Source organism: Streptomyces sp. CB01249 (genome assembly GCF_001905735.1).
Classification (GTDB): Bacteria; Actinomycetota; Actinomycetes; order Streptomycetales; family Streptomycetaceae; genus Streptomyces.
This window is the reverse complement of the sequence record NZ_LISW01000001.1, coordinates 1,459,890-1,474,375: the sequence shown is the minus strand read 5'-3', so window position 1 is coordinate 1,474,375 and position 14,486 is coordinate 1,459,890. Positions and strand designations below refer to the sequence as shown.

General features: G+C 73.0%; 15 protein-coding genes and 1 pseudogene. 6 read left to right on the top strand and 10 right to left on the bottom strand.

What is annotated here, in order from left to right:
- The first annotated feature begins 136 nt into the window (after positions 1-136).
- Positions 137-1,531, top strand: coding sequence for a hypothetical protein (locus AMK18_RS06220; RefSeq protein ID WP_073861953.1), 1,395 nt, complete (start codon positions 137-139; stop codon positions 1,529-1,531).
- Between the two features lie 12 nt (positions 1,532-1,543).
- On the opposite strand, the gene AMK18_RS06215 is transcribed toward AMK18_RS06220, so the two are convergent.
- Both AMK18_RS06215 and ligD read right to left on the bottom strand, forming a co-directional pair.
- Positions 1,544-2,152, bottom strand: coding sequence for an endonuclease (locus AMK18_RS06215; RefSeq protein WP_073861952.1), 609 nt, complete (start codon positions 2,150-2,152; stop codon positions 1,544-1,546).
- A gap of 19 nt (positions 2,153-2,171) precedes the next feature.
- Positions 2,172-3,056 (bottom strand): non-homologous end-joining DNA ligase, encoded by an 885-nt coding sequence (gene ligD / locus AMK18_RS06210; protein WP_073861951.1) that lies wholly within the window; start codon positions 3,054-3,056, stop codon positions 2,172-2,174.
- A gap of 228 nt (positions 3,057-3,284) precedes the next feature.
- Here ligD and AMK18_RS06205 point away from each other — a divergent pair, with 228 nt between their 5' ends.
- Positions 3,285-3,611, top strand: a complete 327-nt coding sequence (locus AMK18_RS06205; protein WP_018099813.1) for a hypothetical protein — start codon at positions 3,285-3,287, stop codon at positions 3,609-3,611.
- Positions 3,612-3,695: 84 nt separating this feature from the next.
- Positions 3,696-4,229, top strand: a complete 534-nt coding sequence (locus AMK18_RS06200) for a DUF6328 family protein (RefSeq protein WP_073861950.1) — start codon at positions 3,696-3,698, stop codon at positions 4,227-4,229.
- Positions 4,230-4,242: 13 nt separating this feature from the next.
- On the opposite strand, the gene AMK18_RS06195 is transcribed toward AMK18_RS06200, so the two are convergent.
- On the bottom strand, positions 4,243-5,208 hold the full coding sequence (locus AMK18_RS06195; protein WP_073861949.1) for an LLM class F420-dependent oxidoreductase: 966 nt from the start codon (positions 5,206-5,208) through the stop codon (positions 4,243-4,245).
- 127 nt (positions 5,209-5,335) lie between these two features.
- Between AMK18_RS06195 and AMK18_RS06190 the strand changes: the two genes are divergently transcribed.
- Positions 5,336-5,713 (top strand): VOC family protein, encoded by a 378-nt coding sequence (locus AMK18_RS06190; RefSeq protein WP_073861948.1) that lies wholly within the window; start codon positions 5,336-5,338, stop codon positions 5,711-5,713.
- A 12-nt stretch (positions 5,714-5,725) separates the two neighbouring features.
- Here the strand turns inward: AMK18_RS06190 and AMK18_RS06185 are convergent, their stop codons facing one another.
- The 5 genes from AMK18_RS06185 to AMK18_RS06165 all read right to left on the bottom strand — a co-directional run bounded on the left by AMK18_RS06185 (position 5,726) and on the right by AMK18_RS06165 (position 9,485).
- On the bottom strand, positions 5,726-6,394 hold the full coding sequence (locus AMK18_RS06185) for an HAD family hydrolase (RefSeq protein ID WP_073861947.1): 669 nt from the start codon (positions 6,392-6,394) through the stop codon (positions 5,726-5,728).
- 34 nt (positions 6,395-6,428) lie between these two features.
- On the bottom strand, positions 6,429-6,965 hold the full coding sequence (locus AMK18_RS06180; RefSeq protein WP_073861946.1) for a cysteine hydrolase family protein: 537 nt from the start codon (positions 6,963-6,965) through the stop codon (positions 6,429-6,431).
- A gap of 66 nt (positions 6,966-7,031) precedes the next feature.
- On the bottom strand, positions 7,032-8,069 hold the full coding sequence (locus AMK18_RS06175; RefSeq protein ID WP_073861945.1) for an NAD-dependent epimerase/dehydratase family protein: 1,038 nt from the start codon (positions 8,067-8,069) through the stop codon (positions 7,032-7,034).
- A 22-nt stretch (positions 8,070-8,091) separates the two neighbouring features.
- Complete coding sequence (locus AMK18_RS06170) at positions 8,092-9,282, bottom strand: alcohol dehydrogenase catalytic domain-containing protein (protein WP_073861944.1); 1,191 nt, start codon at positions 9,280-9,282, stop codon at positions 8,092-8,094.
- A gap of 23 nt (positions 9,283-9,305) precedes the next feature.
- Entirely contained in the window at positions 9,306-9,485 is a 180-nt protein-coding gene (locus AMK18_RS06165) for a hypothetical protein (RefSeq protein ID WP_018099818.1), read from the bottom strand.
- A 327-nt stretch (positions 9,486-9,812) separates the two neighbouring features.
- Between AMK18_RS06165 and AMK18_RS06160 the strand changes: the two are divergent.
- Positions 9,813-11,284: pseudogene (locus AMK18_RS06160) on the top strand (aminotransferase class I/II-fold pyridoxal phosphate-dependent enzyme).
- Positions 11,285-11,316: 32 nt separating this feature from the next.
- Here AMK18_RS06160 and AMK18_RS06155 read toward each other — a convergent pair.
- Positions 11,317-12,420, bottom strand: coding sequence for a glutamate--cysteine ligase (locus AMK18_RS06155; protein WP_073861943.1), 1,104 nt, complete (start codon positions 12,418-12,420; stop codon positions 11,317-11,319).
- A gap of 136 nt (positions 12,421-12,556) precedes the next feature.
- The gene (locus AMK18_RS06150; protein WP_073861942.1) at positions 12,557-13,672 is read right to left on the bottom strand and encodes a PAS domain-containing protein; all 1,116 of its coding nucleotides are present in this window, start codon (positions 13,670-13,672) and stop codon (positions 12,557-12,559) included.
- A gap of 90 nt (positions 13,673-13,762) precedes the next feature.
- On the opposite strand from AMK18_RS06150, the gene AMK18_RS06145 reads away from it, so the two are divergent.
- Entirely contained in the window at positions 13,763-14,482 is a 720-nt protein-coding gene (locus AMK18_RS06145; protein ID WP_241836465.1) for a GAF and ANTAR domain-containing protein, read from the top strand.
- The last annotated feature ends 4 nt before the right edge of the window (positions 14,483-14,486 follow it).

Below are 14,486 nucleotides of genomic sequence, written 5' to 3'. Positions count from 1 at the left end.
GTTCGGTGGGCGCGACTCCTGACGAAACGATGACGTCACCCTGGCGAACGTACGGCCGGGGTCATGAATCTGACGGTTGTGTGACGCGCCCCGCCGGTACCCGTCGTCGCGGCCTCCCGGTGCGTACGGTGCCTGCGTGAAGACCGAGGACCGCACCGAGCCCCGTACCGAACGCGCCACCGCCCGGAGCTCCGGACAGCGCTGGGATCTGGTGGCCGCAGGGGCGGGTGTCGCGCTCGTCGCCGTCGCCGCACTGGGCGGGCGGGCCATCGAGGACTACGCGCGGACGCTTTACGTGCACTGGCCCCCGCTGCTGGCGTCCTGGTACCCGCACACGGGCCCCGGGACGGTGGCCGCTCCGCTCGTGGCCGTCGCCGTGATCGCGTACGGGCCGCTGCTCGCCCGGCGGCTGCGCTGGCAGTCCCTGCTGCTGGCTGTCTACGCCTCCTCGCTGGCGTGGATCTTCTCGCTCGCGCTGATCGACGGCTGGGGCCGGGGCATCGCCGAGCGGCTGACCACCAAGCACGAGTATCTGCGGGTCATCGGCCGCTTCGATGACATCGGCGCCGCGCTGCGCACGTTCGACACGCACATCCTGATCGGCCCGCCGGGGAACTGGCCCACCCATGTCGCCGGTCATCCGCCGGGCGCCACGCTCACCTTCGTGTTCCTGGACCGGGCCGGTCTCGGCGGCGGCGCCTGGGCCGGCGTCTGGTGCATCCTGACCGGCGCGTCCGCCCTGCTCGCCGTGCTGGTCACGGTGCGGGCCCTGGCCGGTGAGGACATCGCCCGGCGCGCGGCACCGTTCCTCGTCCTGGCCCCGGTCGCGGTCTGGGCCGGGACCTCGGCGGACGCCTACTTCGCGGCGGTGGCCGCCTGGTCCGTCGCGCTGCTGACCCTGGCGGCGACGCGCACGGTGCGGAGCCCGGGGGCCGCGGCGCTGGGCGCGGGCCTCCTCTACGGCTGGCTCTGCTACCTGAGTTACGGGCTGCCGCTGATCGCGCTCCTGCTCCTGGCCGTCCTCGTGCTCGCCCGCACCGCACGGCCGCTGCCACTCGCGCTGCTCGGGGCCCTGGTGGCGCCGGTCGCCTTCACGGCGGCGGGCTTCAACTGGTGGGAGGCGTACCACCTGCTCGTGGAGCGCTACCACCAGGGTGCGGGCGGGTTCCGGCCGTTCGGGTACTGGGTGTGGGCGAATCTGGCGTGCACCGTGATCGCGGTGGGCCCGGTGACAGTCGCCGGGCTGCGCCGCGTCTTCGCGGGTGCGCCGGGTGCCGTACGGGCGCTGCGCGGCGGGGAGGCGAGCACGCCGGAGCGGCTGGTGCCGTTGGTGCTCGTGGCGCTGTTCCTGCTGCTGGCGGCCGATCTGTCGGGCATGAGCAAGGCGGAGACCGAGCGGATCTGGCAGCCGTTCATGGTGTGGCTGCTCCCTGCGGCAGCGCTGCTGCCCGACCGGGGGCGCCGTGGCTGGCTCGCCGCGCAGGCGGTGGTGGCCCTCGCCGTCAACCATCTGCTCTGGACGGGGTGGTGACGGCGGAGCCGGTCACCCCAGCCCGACCCGGACGAGCGCGGCGGCGAGCCGGGGCAGGTCCTCGTCGGCGACGAGACCGGCCAGCTTCTCCGGTGCGCGCGGCAGCCCGAGCCCTTCGGCGGCGTCCTGGGCGCGCCGGTCGAAGGCGGGGCGCAGCTCGGGCCACAGCCCCTGCGCCTCGCGGCTGAAGATGTCGGCGCCCGTGGGGCCGATCCGGGGGAACTCCTTCAGCAGTTCGCGCAGTTTCCCCGCGTCCCCGCCGGCTTCCTCGCGAAGTCTGCGCAGGTCCCCGTGGTACCGGTCGAGGGCGAGCTGGGCGCCCTCGCCGAGGGCGGTGGCGGTGCTCTCGTCGTAGCGGCGGTAGTGGGCGCGGACCAGCGCGTCGACCCTGTCCTGCCAGGACGCGTCCACCATGGCGCGCGGGGTGCGCAGCTCGGCGGCGAAGAGTTCCCGGGCGGCGGCCACCGCCACGTCGGCCTTGATGGGGACCGAGAACAGGACGCACAGGGTCAGCAGCTGGTACAGCGGCATGGGCGTGTCGCGGAGCCGGATCCCGGCTTCCTCGGCGTAGGTCCGCCCGTGCTCGTCCAGCAGGTTCCGCACGGTCGTGGCTCTGGACATGGTGGTTCTCCGTTCGGTGCTACGTGTTCAGCGCGTCGAGCAGGGTGCGGGCCCGGCCGAGGGAGCGGGGCCGTGGGGGCTGGTGCCAGGGGTTCCGGTCCGCGAGCGCGTCGGCGTCGCGCAGGGTCCAGCGGCGGGCGTCGAGCGCCGGGTCGTCGACGTCCCCCCAGTCCAGGGGCGCGGCGACGGGGGCTCCGGGGCGGGCCCGGACCGCGTAGGGCGTGACGGCGGTCTGGGCGTAGGCGTTGCGCTGGACGTCGAGGTAGAGGCGGCCGCCGCGCGCCTTCTTGCGGGCCTCGGTGGTGAAGCGGTCGGGGTGACGGGTGACGAGCGCGTCGGCGACCGCGCGGGCGAATTCCCGTACGGCGTCGAAGTCATCCCGGCGGTCGAGCGCCACCACGACGTGGAGTCCGCGTGAGCCCGTGGTCATGACGAGGGACGGCAGTTCCAGCTCGTCCAGGAGCCCGTGCAGGCCGAGGGCCGCCTCGCGGACCGGGGCGAAGTCGTCGCCGGGCGGGTCGAGGTCGAAGACCAGCCGGTCCGGGTGGTGGGGCCGGTCGGCGCGGGAGAGGAAGCGGTGCGGGGTGATGCTCGCCTGCCCCGCGAGGTAGACGAGGGTGGCGGTGTCGTCGGCGATCGGGTAGGTGACGGTGCCGTCCTCCTTGGGGAGTTCGACGCGGTGGATCCAGTCGGGGAAGTAGCCGGGCACGTCCTTCTGCATGAAGCCCTGTCCGCCGATCCCGTCGGGGAAGCGTTCCAGCACGAGGGGCCGGTCCCGCAGGTGGGGCAGCATGCGGCGGGCCACCGTGCGGTAGTAGCCAGCGAGATCGGCCTTCGTGAGGCCGTCGTCCGGGAAGAGGACCTTGTCCGGGCGGCTGATCTCCGGGATCTTCCGAACGGGCATCTGCCGCACCTCCTTTTCATCCGGAATGTGCGCCCGGCCTCGCAGGAACCCGGTACCCGAAGTCGGCCGGTTCACCTGAGGGCGGAGCGTGGTGTCACCCGAGCGCGCGGCCCGGTGGGCGTACCCGGCGGGGCGGTGCCATGTTTCGGACGTGGCCCCCCGGCAACCCGGGTGGGTGACCCCGGACCGGGCCCGAGGGGCCGAGGCGAGAACGAGGAGGACAGCGCCATGCCGGCAGGATCCAGCCCCAAGCGCGAGCGTCAGTACGAGCACGTGAAGGAGAGCGCGGAGAAGCGCGGCACGTCCGAGAAGCGTGCCAAGGAGATCGCCGCCCGCACCGTGAACAAGGAGCGCGCCCGCTCCGGCGAGTCGCGGACGGCGAGCAGGACCTCCACGCGCGACCCCAAGTCCGCCTCCCAGCGCGGCGGTGAGCGCTCGCACAAGGGGGCGCAGGGCCGCACGAAGGACCAGCTGTACGAAGAGGCGAAGAAGAAGAACATCGAGGGCCGCTCCACGATGAACAAGGAGCAGCTGCTGAAGGCCGTCAGCCGCTGAATCAGCGGGGTGTGGCCGAAACCTTTGTGCGCGGGCCGGGCGGCCCGCGCACAAAGGTTTCGGCACGAGGGAGGGACACCGCACATGGACAACGGACGAGTGGACGAGGACGACCGCGAGAACGCCCGCCGGGGGCGTGACGAGACGACCGAGGAGCGGGCGGACCGCCGCTGGACGGAGCTGCTCCAGGAGCTGCGGGTGGCGCAGACCGGGGTGCAGATCCTCTTCGGCTTCCTGCTCGCGGTGGTCTTCCAGCCGCGCTTCACCACCCTCGCGGAGACCGACAGGACGATCTACGTCGTCACCGTGCTCCTCGGTTCCGCCACGGCGGCCGCGCTGATCGGACCGGTCAGCTACCACCGGCTGCTGACCGGCCGCCATCTGAAGCCGGAGACGGTGGTGTGGGCGTCGCGGCTCACCCTGCTCGGGCTCGTGCTGCTGTTCTGCACGATGTGTTCGGCGCTGCTGCTCATCATGCGCGTGGCGCTGCACAACACGCTCGCCCTGTGGCTGGTGGGCGGGATGGCCCTGTGGTCGTTCATCTGCTGGTTCGTCTTCCCGGCCTGGGCGATGGCGCGCTCCCCCAACGGACGCGACGGCTCCGGCAGCGACGAGTGACCTCGTACGCACGTCACATGGCGCGCAACGCGGGGAGCAGCTTCTCCTGGGCCCAGTCGATGAACGGCTTCTGGTGGTCTCCGCCGATCTGTACGAGGGCGACCTCGGTGAACCCCGCTTCGACGTAAGGGCGCACCGCTTCCACGAACTGCCCGACGTCGTCGCCGCAGGGCACCGCCCCGGCGATGTCGTCGGGCCGGACGTACTGCGTGGCCTGGTCGAAGGCGGAGGGGCCCGGCAGCTCCGAGTTGACCTTCCAGCCGCCGACGGACCAGCGGAACTGCTCGTGCGCCCGCTTCACCGCCGCGTCGCGGTCGGGGTCGTAGCAGACGGGCAGCTGGCCGACCCGGGGCTTTCCGCCGCCGCCGTGCCGGTCGAAGTCGACGAGCAGGTCCTCCTTGGGCTCGGTGGCGATCACGAGGTCCGCGAGGCGGCCCGCGATCTCGCACGACCGGTCGCCCGAGACGGCGACGCCGAGGGGCACGGCCACGTCGGGCACGTCCCACAGCTTGGCGTTCTCCACGTCGAAGTGGGCGCCGTGGTGGTTGACGTAGCCGCCGGCGAGGAGCGCCTTGATGATCTCCACCGCCTCTTCGAGCTTGTCCAGCCGCACCCGGGCGTCCGGCCAGCCGCCGCCCACCACGTGTTCGTTCAGGTTCTCGCCGGAGCCGAGCCCGAGCCGGAACCGCCCCTCGGAGAGCAGTTGCAGCGTCGCGGCCTTCTGCGCCACGACGGCCGGGTGGTAGCGGGTGGTCGGGCAGGTCACGTACGTCATCAGCGGGATGCGGGTGGTGGCCTGCGCGGCGGCACCCAGCACGCTCCAGGCGTACGGGGCGTGGCCCTGGGACTTCAGCCAGGGGAAGTAGTGGTCGGAGGTCACGGAGAAGTCGAAGCCGGCCTGCTCGGCCGCCACCACGTCCTCGACGAGGGCCCGCGGTCCGGACTGCTCGGTCATCATCGTGTATCCGAATTGCACCATATGGGATGGGTTACCGATCCCCGGCGGTCGAAACGTGCGGTCCCCGGATCATGTTTCCGCCGGAGCCGGTCGCGGAACCCGTGAGGGGGACGTCCGCATACCGCGTACACCGAAAAAGAGGGACGACATGGCTGTCGCGACCTACTACCTGGTTGCCATCGACTGCCCGGACCCGGCGGCGCTGGCCGGTTTCTACCAGAAGGTGCTGGGCGGGGAGGTGACGCACGACAACGACCGCTGGTACGACCTCCGCGTCCCCGGCGGAGCGCGCCTGGCCTTCCAGCTGGCCCCCGACCATCGCCCGCCGGAGTGGCCGCGCGCCGACCGGAACTCCCAGCAGGAGCACCTGGACTTCGAGGTGACCGACATGGAGGCCGCCCAGCGCGAGGTGCTGGCCCTGGGGGCCACGCCGCTCGACGTGGACGACGACGGCGGCAAGCGCGGCTTCCGGGTCTTCGCGGACCCGGCGGGGCACCCGTTCTGCCTGTGCAACGGCGGGACCTGAGGACGCACGGCCTCAGGCGCTCATCCGGCCGATGACGCCGGAGTCGAGGCGGTCCAGGAGCGCGGCCGGGGAATCGTGGATCTCCACGGCCCCGGCCGCCTCCAGGTCCGCCCGGGGGATGCCGCCCGACAGCAGGCCCACGGCGGAAACCGAGACCCTGGTCGCCGCCGCCATGTCCCAGACGGAGTCGCCGATGTACACGGCCTCGTCGCCGGTCGCCCCCGCGATGTCCAGTGCGTGGCGGATCGGGTCCGGGGCGGGCTTCCCCTCGTCCACGTCGTCGGAGCTGGCGGTGCCGGAGATGACGTCGTCGGCGTCGAGCGCGCGCCGCAGGGCCTTCAGCTCGTGCCCGGAGGCGGAGGTCGCGAGGACGATCGTCCAGCCCTGGCCTGCGAGGGCGCGCAGCAGGTCCGCCGCACCGTCCAGCGGGGGCAGGCGTTCGAAGTAGGTGGCGTACAGCGCGGAGTGCGTGGCGCTGATGCCGGAGTCCTGTTCCCGGTCCCGGTCGGGGCCCAGCAGATGGGCGACGAGGTCACCGGAGCCGAGACCGATCGCACGGTGGATCGCGGGCATCGGCACCGTGTGCCCGGCCTGGTGGAACGCCTCCCACCACGCCGTGACGTGCAGGTAGTTGGTGTCGACCAGGGTGCCGTCCACGTCGAACAGCGCGGCGCGCGTCATGGGAGTCCTTTCGTACCGGCATGGCTCGCCGGTGTCAGAGGGCGATCTCTTCGGCGGCGCACACCAGGGCGCCCATGTTCCGTTCGGTCATCCGCAGCGCGGCGTCGGCCAGGTCGGCGTGGATGTGGGCCACCCCGTCACGGGGGATGGTCAGGTCCATGTGGCGGATGTGCGCGTCGAGCGCGGAGTAGAGGATGCACTGCTCCGTCACCTGGCCGGTCAGGACGAGGTGTCCGACGTCCAGCTGGTGGAGCAGGTACGGCAGGGGCGTCTCGTAGAAGATCGAGTGCCGGGCCTTGACGACGAAGAGCGCGTTCGCGTCGGGCTTCAGGGGTTCCACGAGGTCGGGGCGGGCGCCCGCCATGGCCGCGTCCACGATCTCCCCGTGGTGGGAGCGCCAGTCGCCGAAGTTGTCGTTGGCGTAGATCACGAGTGAACCGCTGCCCCGGGCGGCCTTCAGCAGGTCCGCGATGACGGGCATGGCCCGCTCGGCCGAGGGAAGGAGTTGGTCGGCGTCCTCGTGGTCGTACGGATTGATCATGTCGATGACGATCAGCGCCTTGCGGGACATGGGTGTCATGGTGGCATCCGTGGGCTTTTGCGGCGAACCGTCGCTTCGGGCTCCGCCCGGCGCCCCTCAGCTCCACCGACTGCCCGCCAGTGGGGCCGTCTCCTCGCCCGTGCCGCGTACGACGCCGCGGAGGAACGCCGTCAGTGCCTCGGACGCCGAGTAGCGGGGCCGCCAGTCCAGTTCCTCGTGGGCGCGGGCGCAGTCCATGACGGGGAGGCGCAGCACGGCGTCGAGGAGGTGGGGCGACGCGGGGACTGCCCGTGCGTGCCAGGCGGTCGCCAGCGCTCCGCGTACGAGCGGCACGGGCGCGCGTACCACCCGCGCGTCGAGGAGGGCGCCGAGGGACCGGGCGTCGGTGACGGTGTCGGCGGCCAGGTTGAAGGGGCCGCGTACGTCGCCGAGCACGGCGAGCCGGTACGCCTCGGCCGCGTCGTCCGTGTGCAGCACCTGGAACCTCAGCCCTTCCAGGTCGGGTACGAAGGGCAGCAGGTCGGGGCGGAGGAGTACCCCGGGAAGGTGTTTCCCGCCGAAGATGCGCCGCTGCTCGGGGGCGGCCGTCTCCTTGAAGAGGAAACCGGGCCGCATCCGTACCACCCGGATCTGCGGGTGGCGCAGCTCGAAGGTGTCCAGGACCCGTTCCAGGTACGCCTTCTCCCGGCAGTAGGCGGCGTCCGGCCAGCCATGGGTGGGCCACTGTTCGTCCACTCCGGGCTCCCGTTTCGGCCCGGGCGCGTAGGCGCCGACGGACGAGGCGTGGACCAGCGCCGGGACGCCCGCCGTGCGCACCGCGTCGAAGACGCGAAGGGAGCCCTCGACGTTGCTGCGCCACGTGACGACGGGGTCGTGGGTGGGCTGGAAGCGCCAGGCCAGATGGACGACGGTGTCCGCGCCCGTCAACAGCGAGCCGAGCCGCTGGGCGCTGTCCGGGCGGGAGAGGTCCACCCTCCCCCACTCGACGCCGGGCAGGGCCAGGTCGGGCAGCCGCCGGGCCAGGCCGAGGACCGATCCGACGTCCGGGTCCCGCGCCAGGGTTCGTACGAGGCTCGTGCCGACGTTGCCGGTGGCGCCCGTGACGACGACGCGCAGCCCTTGCGATGCGTTCACGGTGACTCCTCGCGTAGCGGTGTCAGGGCCGCAGCAGCGTCTTGACCATGCCGTCGGCCTTCGCCTGGAAGGTCTCGTACGCCTTCGGGCCGTCCTCCAGCGGCAGGTGGTGCGTGGCGAAGCCGTCCACGCCCAGCGGGTCCTCGTCCACGAGCAGCGGCAGGATGTCGGGCACCCAGTGCTTGACGTTCGCCTGGCCCATCCGGAGCTGGATCTGCTTGTCGAACATGGTGAGCAGGGGCAGCGGGTCGGCGGCGCCCCCGTAGACGCCGGAGATGGAGACGGTGCCGCCCCGGCGTACCGCGTCGATGGCGGTGAGCAGGGCGGTGAGGCGGTCGATGCCGGCGCGTTCCATGAGCTTGCGGGCGGCCGCGTCCGGCAGCAGCCCGGTGGCCCACTGACCGGCCCTGCCGATCGGCGCCCCGGTGGCGTGGGCCTCCATGCCGACGGTGTCGATGACCGCGTCGGTGCCCCGGCCGCAGGTGAGGTCCCGGACCGCGTCCGGCAGGTCCTTGCCGTAGCGGCTCAGGTCGAGGGTCTGGACGCCGCGCGCGGCGGCGCGGGCGAGGCGTTCGGGGACCAGGTCGACGCCGATGACCAGGCCGGCGCCCCGGTGCAGGGCGATGCGGGCGGCCATGTCGCCGATCGGGCCCAGGCCGAGGACGGTGACGCTGCCGCCGGGCGGGATCGCCGCGTACTCGACGGCCTGCCAGGCGGTGGGCAGCACGTCGGACAGGTAGACGAACCGGTCGTCCGGCGGTCCCTCGGGGACCTTGATGGGCAGCGTGTTGCCGAAGGGGACCCGCAGCAGTTCGGCCTGCCCGCCGGGCACCTGGCCGTAGAGCTTGGTGTAACCGAAGAGCGAGGCGCCAGTGCCGTACTCCCTGACCTGCGTCGTCTCGCACTGCGAGTGCAGGCCCTCGCCGCACATGAAGCAGGTGCCGCAGGAGACGTTGAACGGGACGACGACCCGGTCGCCGCGCGACACGGCGGTCACCTCGGGCCCTGTCACCTCCACGACACCCATCGGCTCGTGGCCCAGGATGTCGCCGGGGTCGAGGTACGGGCCGAGCACTTCGTACAGGTGGAGGTCCGATCCGCAGATGCCCGTCGAGGTGACCCGGATGATGATGTCGGTCGGGTCCTGGATGACCGGGTCGGGAACGGTCTCGACGCGGACGTCACGCTTTCCTTGCCAGGTCAGTGCACGCATGAGTGGTCTCCTCGCTGTCGGGGTCAGTGGCGGTCCGTGCGGCGTGCCGCCCTGGCCTCCGCCTGGGCGATCCGCCCGGCGGTCTCACGCCTGCGCCCCTCCGCCTTCAGGCTCTCGTCGCCCAGCGCGGCGCCGTCCGACTTGAGCTTCGCCGCCTTCGCCCTCATGGCCAGGGCGCGAGCGATTTCGGCATGCCGTCCCATATCTCCTCGGTTCCTCCCGGGTCGTGCTGCGGGCGGACCCGCACAGCGGTTCCGTGCGACGGGTTCCCAAGAAATCCAGGTTCAACCGGAATGCCCGATTCGAACCTGGGCAGAGCTGGGCATATCAGTCAGATCGTACGAAAACGTCCCGGCCGGTTCGCATGTCGCCGGGCGGTGCGGGTACCCGCCTCGCCAGGCTCCCGGCGTACGCGGGAGCAGGCGCTGCCGGTTGGGACCACAGCCGCAGCGCCGCCCGGCGGACTCCGACTCGCGCGCCGGTCCTGCGGCGCCCAGGATCGACGGGGCGATCACGGGAAGGCGGCGGACATGCCGAAGAATCATGCGGAAGCACCCGTTCTCGACGCCCTGGCCGCCTACCGGCAGCGGGGCGAGCTGGGCTTCACACCCCGGGACACAAGCAGGCCCGGGGCGCCGCGCCGGAGGTCAGGGCCGTGCTGGGCGACGCCGTGTTCCTCGGCGACCTCCTGGCCAGCGGCGGGCTCGACGACCGGCGGATGAAGTCCCGGGTGCTGCAGCGCGCGGAGGACCTGATGGCCGACGCGGTGCACGCGGAGCACGCGTTCTTCTCGACGTGCGGCAGCTCGCTGTCGGTCAAGGCGGCGATGCTGAGCGTCGCCGCGCACGGCCAGAAGCTCCTGGTGGGGCGGGACGCCCACAAGGCGGTGATCTCCGGGCTCATCCTCTCGGGCATCCGGCCGGTGTGGGTCGAACCGCAGTGGGACATCGAACGCCACCTCGCGCACCCGCCGTCCCCGGAGGCGTACGAGCGGGCCTTCGAGGAGCACCCGGACGCGCAGGGCGCCCTGGTCACCAGCCCCACGCCGTACGGGGTGGCAGCGGATCTCCGGGCCATCGCCGAGGTGTGTCACCGGCGCTCCCGCCCACTCGTCGTGGACGAGGCGTGGGGCGCGCATCTGCCGTTCCATCCGGACCTGCCGACCTGGGCGATGGACGCCGGTGCCGATGTCTGCGTCACGAGCATCCACAAGATGGGAAGCGGTCTGGAACAGGGGTCGGTGTTCCATCTGCGGGGCGACCTGATCGACCACGACACGCTGGCGTCCCGGGCCGATCTGCTGGGTACGACGAGCCCTTCCGTCCTGCTGTACGCGGGCATGGACGGCTAGCGGCGCCAGATGGTGCTGGAGGGGCACACGCTGATGTCGCGCGCCCTCGCCCTCGCCGCGTCCGTGCGCGAGGAGATCGAGTCGGTCGACGGGATGCACGTCAACGACGCCGACGACTTCTGCGGCCCGGGTGCAGGCTCCGAGTTCGACCCGCTGCCGGTGGTCATCGACCTCACGGAGCTCGGGGTCTCCGGCTATCGGGCGGCGGACTGGCTGCGCGAGCACCACCACGTGGACGCGCATCTGATGGACCACCGGCGCGTCAGCGCCCAGCTCACCCACGCCGACGATGCCGAGACGACGGAGCGGCTGCTGACGGCGCTGCGCGACTTCGCCCGGCACGCCCCCTCGCTGCCCCGGGGGCCCGAGGTGGCGGTCCCGGCGCCGGCGGAGCTGCGGATGGAGCAGGCGAGGCTGCCGCGCGACGCCTACTTCCACGGAACGGAGGATGTCCCGGTGGAGGAGGCCGTGGGGCGCGTCGCCGCCGAGATGATCACGCCGTATCCCCCGGGGATCCCGGTGGTGCTGCCCGGCGAGCGGCTGACGGAGCCGGTGCTGCGCTACCTCCTGACCGGTTTGGAGGCGGGGATGAGCCTGCCGGACCCGGCCGACACCGAGCTGCGCAGCGTACGGGTCTGCGCGGGCTACTGAGCGCCCGGCGCGGGAGGGCGTCGTCGCGCGTCTCAGCCACGGGTGCGGCTGACGCACTCCGTGACCGCGTCGTGGAGGCTGCCCGTGCGGGCGAGCGCGTCGCGCTGGATCCGCGCGCCCGTGCCGCTCTTCAGGAGCCGGTCGATCCCCTCCCGCGCCGCGGCCAGGTCCCCGGTGTCCTCCAGCGCGTCGCGCACATGGGTGAGCAGGGCGTGCACCACGGTCGGCGCGGGGGCGGGGCGCATGGTGGCGGGGTGCAGCAGCTCGCCCTCCAGGCCCGAGCGGCCGGCCTGCCAGGCGGCCATGCGCAGCAGGCCCATCCCGTACGGCTCCGGCGGATCGCCCGCCCGCCAGGCCCGGGCCGCCGTCTCGACCAGACCGCGCACCAGCGTGGCGAGCAGCACGGCGTCGGCGGGGTCGAGGCAGACGTCGGCGACCCTGACCTCGACGGTGGGATAGCGGTGCGAGAGCCGGGCGTCGAAATAGATCATGCCCTTGTCGCGCAGGACGCCCGTGCCGACGAGGGCTTCGACCTCGTCGTGGTAACGGCGCGCGGAGCCGAACAGTTCCATCGGCCCGGCCGACGGCCAGCGGCCCCAGACCTGGCTGCGGTAGCTGCTGTACGCGGTGTCCTGGCCCTGCCAGAAGGGCGAGTTGGAGCTCAGCGCGAGCACCACCGCGAGCCAGGGGCGGATGCGGTCCAGGACCGCGACGCCCTCCTCGTCCGACTCCACGGAGACGTGCACATGGCATCCGCAGGTCAGCTGCTCCTGCGTGGTCAGCCCGAACTTGTCGGCGAGCCAGCGGTACCGTTCGCCCTCGCCGATGGACGGACTGACGGGCAGCGGGGACGTGGCGAGCGCGGCGACCGCTCCCCCGGCCTCGGCGGCGCTGCGGGCCGCCTCCGCCCGCCAGCGCAGGATCTCGTCCGCGAGTTCCCGCATGTCCGCGCGCGGCTCGGTGGCGAACTCCAACTGCTGGCGGTGCAGCTCCTGCTCGAAGGCCGAGTCACCCTCGGCGCGCCGTTCGGCCAAAGCCAGGACAGCCGTCGACAGGGCCCTGGGGTCGCCGCTCTGCTCATCCACGAGCAGCAGCTCCTCCTCGACACCCACAGTCCGCACCATCATGTCCTCCATGCTCGGTCGGCCAGGGGCGGGCCCGCTCGCGCCGAGACGCTTTCCACCCTGCCCCACTTCGCCGTATGCCACCTCATGGCGCGGGCACCCCTGACCGGCCGGAATTTCTCCGCGCCCGGTCCGCCCCGCCCGCCGCTCAGCGCGCGCCGGGCCCGCCCACGCCGCCCCGCCGCGCGACGACGGCCATGTGCCCCGCCGCGATCTCCGCGGCACCGGCCTCCAGCAACGAGAACGGCGGCCCGGCCCGGAGCAGCGTCAGCGCCCCCAGCACCGTCGTGCCGTCGGGCGCGGTCAGCGGCAGGGAGACCAGCGCGGTGACATCGGCGCGGGCCATGAGCGGCGCCCCGTCCTCGTCCGCGCCCAGCCGGTCCAGGTCCTCCGTCAGCTGTTCCACCGCCGCCGCGCCGGAGGCCATGACCTCGACGGCCACGGGGCAGGCGCGCGGGTCCTGCCGCAGGAACGCCTTCTCCAGCCCCGCGTCCTCCGGCGCCGGAGGGCCGTGGACCGCGCTCCGGACCGGCTCGTCCACGGGCCCCAGGTCGAGCAGCGCCCAGTCCGCGAGGCCGTCGCGCAGGAGCCCCGCGACGGTCCCGAGGACCGCTGCGGAGGGCTCGCCGTCCAGAAGCGCCCGGGCCGTCCGGTCCAGGAGCGCGGTCAGCTCGGCCTGGCGTACGACCGCCGAGGGCTCGGCCCGGTCAGCGGGACGGCCAGAGGCGAAGGGACCCGGGGCGAGCACCACGAGTACGTCCTGCCCCCGCTCCCCCGGCGCGGCGATGCCAGTGAGCGTGGCGTACAGCGGGCCGTCCGGCAGCCCGGGGAGGCGGACCGGGAGGCTGCGGCCTCCTTCGCCGCCGGCCACGGCCGCCGTGTGGGCGCGGAGGGCGGCCCGGTCGGCGGGGCGCAGGAGCGCGGCGAGCGGGCGGCCTGCGGCGTACCCCGGAGGGAGCCCCGTCAGTGCGGCGGCGGCGCGGTTGAGGCGGCGCACCACGGTGTGCCCGTCGGTCAGGACGACGGGCCAGGGCAGGTGGTCGAACATGGCCTTGAACGGCGCCGCCTTCGCGCCCGGTGTACGGGGCGGTCCTGGTGGGTCCTCCGCCTGGCGCAGGGCCTCGATGGCGTGGTCCAGCTCCGCGAGGGCCGCGTCGAGCAGGACCGGGTATTCGGCGGGAGGATGGTTCCGGGCCGCGCGCAGTTCCCGGGCGCGGGCGACGAGGGCCGGAAGACCGCTCTCGCCCTCCGATGGCCCGTTCATACGACGAAGCTAACCGATCACCGGTGCGTCGGCGCCGAGCGGCGCGGCGGGGTCCCGGTCCGGTTCGACGGAGTCCGAGGGAGGCTGAGGGTGACGCGGCCGATGGATGCGGTGACCGATGACGCGGCCGTGGCGCCGTCGCTCGTCCGGCTCGGACGGCGTGCGATGCGCTGCTCGGCGGGATGCCGGGGCGCGACGGCGTTTCTGCGGTGCCCCGGCGGGGAAGAACTCGGCGCCGCGACCCACCCGGATCTCGCGGTCCTGGCCGCGCTCCAGGAGGACACCGGCGAGGGGCCGTGCGTCGAGGCTGCCCGCTCGCTGCGGACGGTCGCGGCCGTCGATCTGGTCGCCGAGGCGCGGTGGCCGCGCTTCCGGGTGGCGGCGCTGGAACGGGGTCTGCGCGCGTGCACTGCGGTGCCGGTCCTGGCGGCGGGCGCCACGGCGACGGTCACCCTGTACGCGTTCCGGCCCTGGCGGCTGACGGCGCCGGCCCGGGAGGCGATCGCGGTGCTGGCCGAGGAGACGGTCTGCGGACTTCTGCACGAGCATGCCCGTACCGGAGCCGAGGCGGAGGCGGAGCAGTTGCGGACGGCGATGGTGTCACGGGCTGTGATCGACCAGGCCATCGGCATCGTGACGCATCTGCTGGACTGCGAACCGGGCCGGGCGTTCGACGTACTGCGCGTGCTGTCGCAGCGTACAAACCGCAAGCTGAGCGCCGTGGCGGCGCAGATCGTAGGGGCGAAGGGCCGGGGCAGCACGCGTGAACTGCGCCGCTTGCTGGACGAGGTGCGGGCGGACGAAGCCTGAAAGG

Bases quoted from the DNA above. Each gene is read 5' to 3' on its own strand.
- AMK18_RS06165 (WP_018099818.1), bottom strand. From the start codon at position 9,485: ATGGGACGGCATGCCGAAATCGCTCGCGCCCTGGCCATGAGGGCGAAG.
- AMK18_RS06195 (WP_073861949.1), bottom strand. From the start codon at position 5,208: ATGGTGCAATTCGGATACACGATGATGACCGAGCAGTCCGGACCGCGG.
- AMK18_RS06180 (WP_073861946.1), bottom strand. From the start codon at position 6,965: ATGTCCCGCAAGGCGCTGATCGTCATCGACATGATCAATCCGTACGAC.
- ligD (WP_073861951.1), bottom strand. From the start codon at position 3,056: ATGCCCGTTCGGAAGATCCCGGAGATCAGCCGCCCGGACAAGGTCCTC.
- AMK18_RS06170 (WP_073861944.1), bottom strand. From the start codon at position 9,282: ATGCGTGCACTGACCTGGCAAGGAAAGCGTGACGTCCGCGTCGAGACC.
- AMK18_RS06155 (WP_073861943.1), bottom strand. From the start codon at position 12,420: ATGGAGGACATGATGGTGCGGACTGTGGGTGTCGAGGAGGAGCTGCTG.
- AMK18_RS06190 (WP_073861948.1), top strand. From the start codon at position 5,336: ATGGCTGTCGCGACCTACTACCTGGTTGCCATCGACTGCCCGGACCCG.
- AMK18_RS06185 (WP_073861947.1), bottom strand. From the start codon at position 6,394: ATGACGCGCGCCGCGCTGTTCGACGTGGACGGCACCCTGGTCGACACC.
- AMK18_RS06215 (WP_073861952.1), bottom strand. From the start codon at position 2,152: ATGTCCAGAGCCACGACCGTGCGGAACCTGCTGGACGAGCACGGGCGG.
- AMK18_RS06200 (WP_073861950.1), top strand. From the start codon at position 3,696: ATGGACAACGGACGAGTGGACGAGGACGACCGCGAGAACGCCCGCCGG.
- AMK18_RS06150 (WP_073861942.1), bottom strand. From the start codon at position 13,672: ATGAACGGGCCATCGGAGGGCGAGAGCGGTCTTCCGGCCCTCGTCGCC.
- AMK18_RS06205 (WP_018099813.1), top strand. From the start codon at position 3,285: ATGCCGGCAGGATCCAGCCCCAAGCGCGAGCGTCAGTACGAGCACGTG.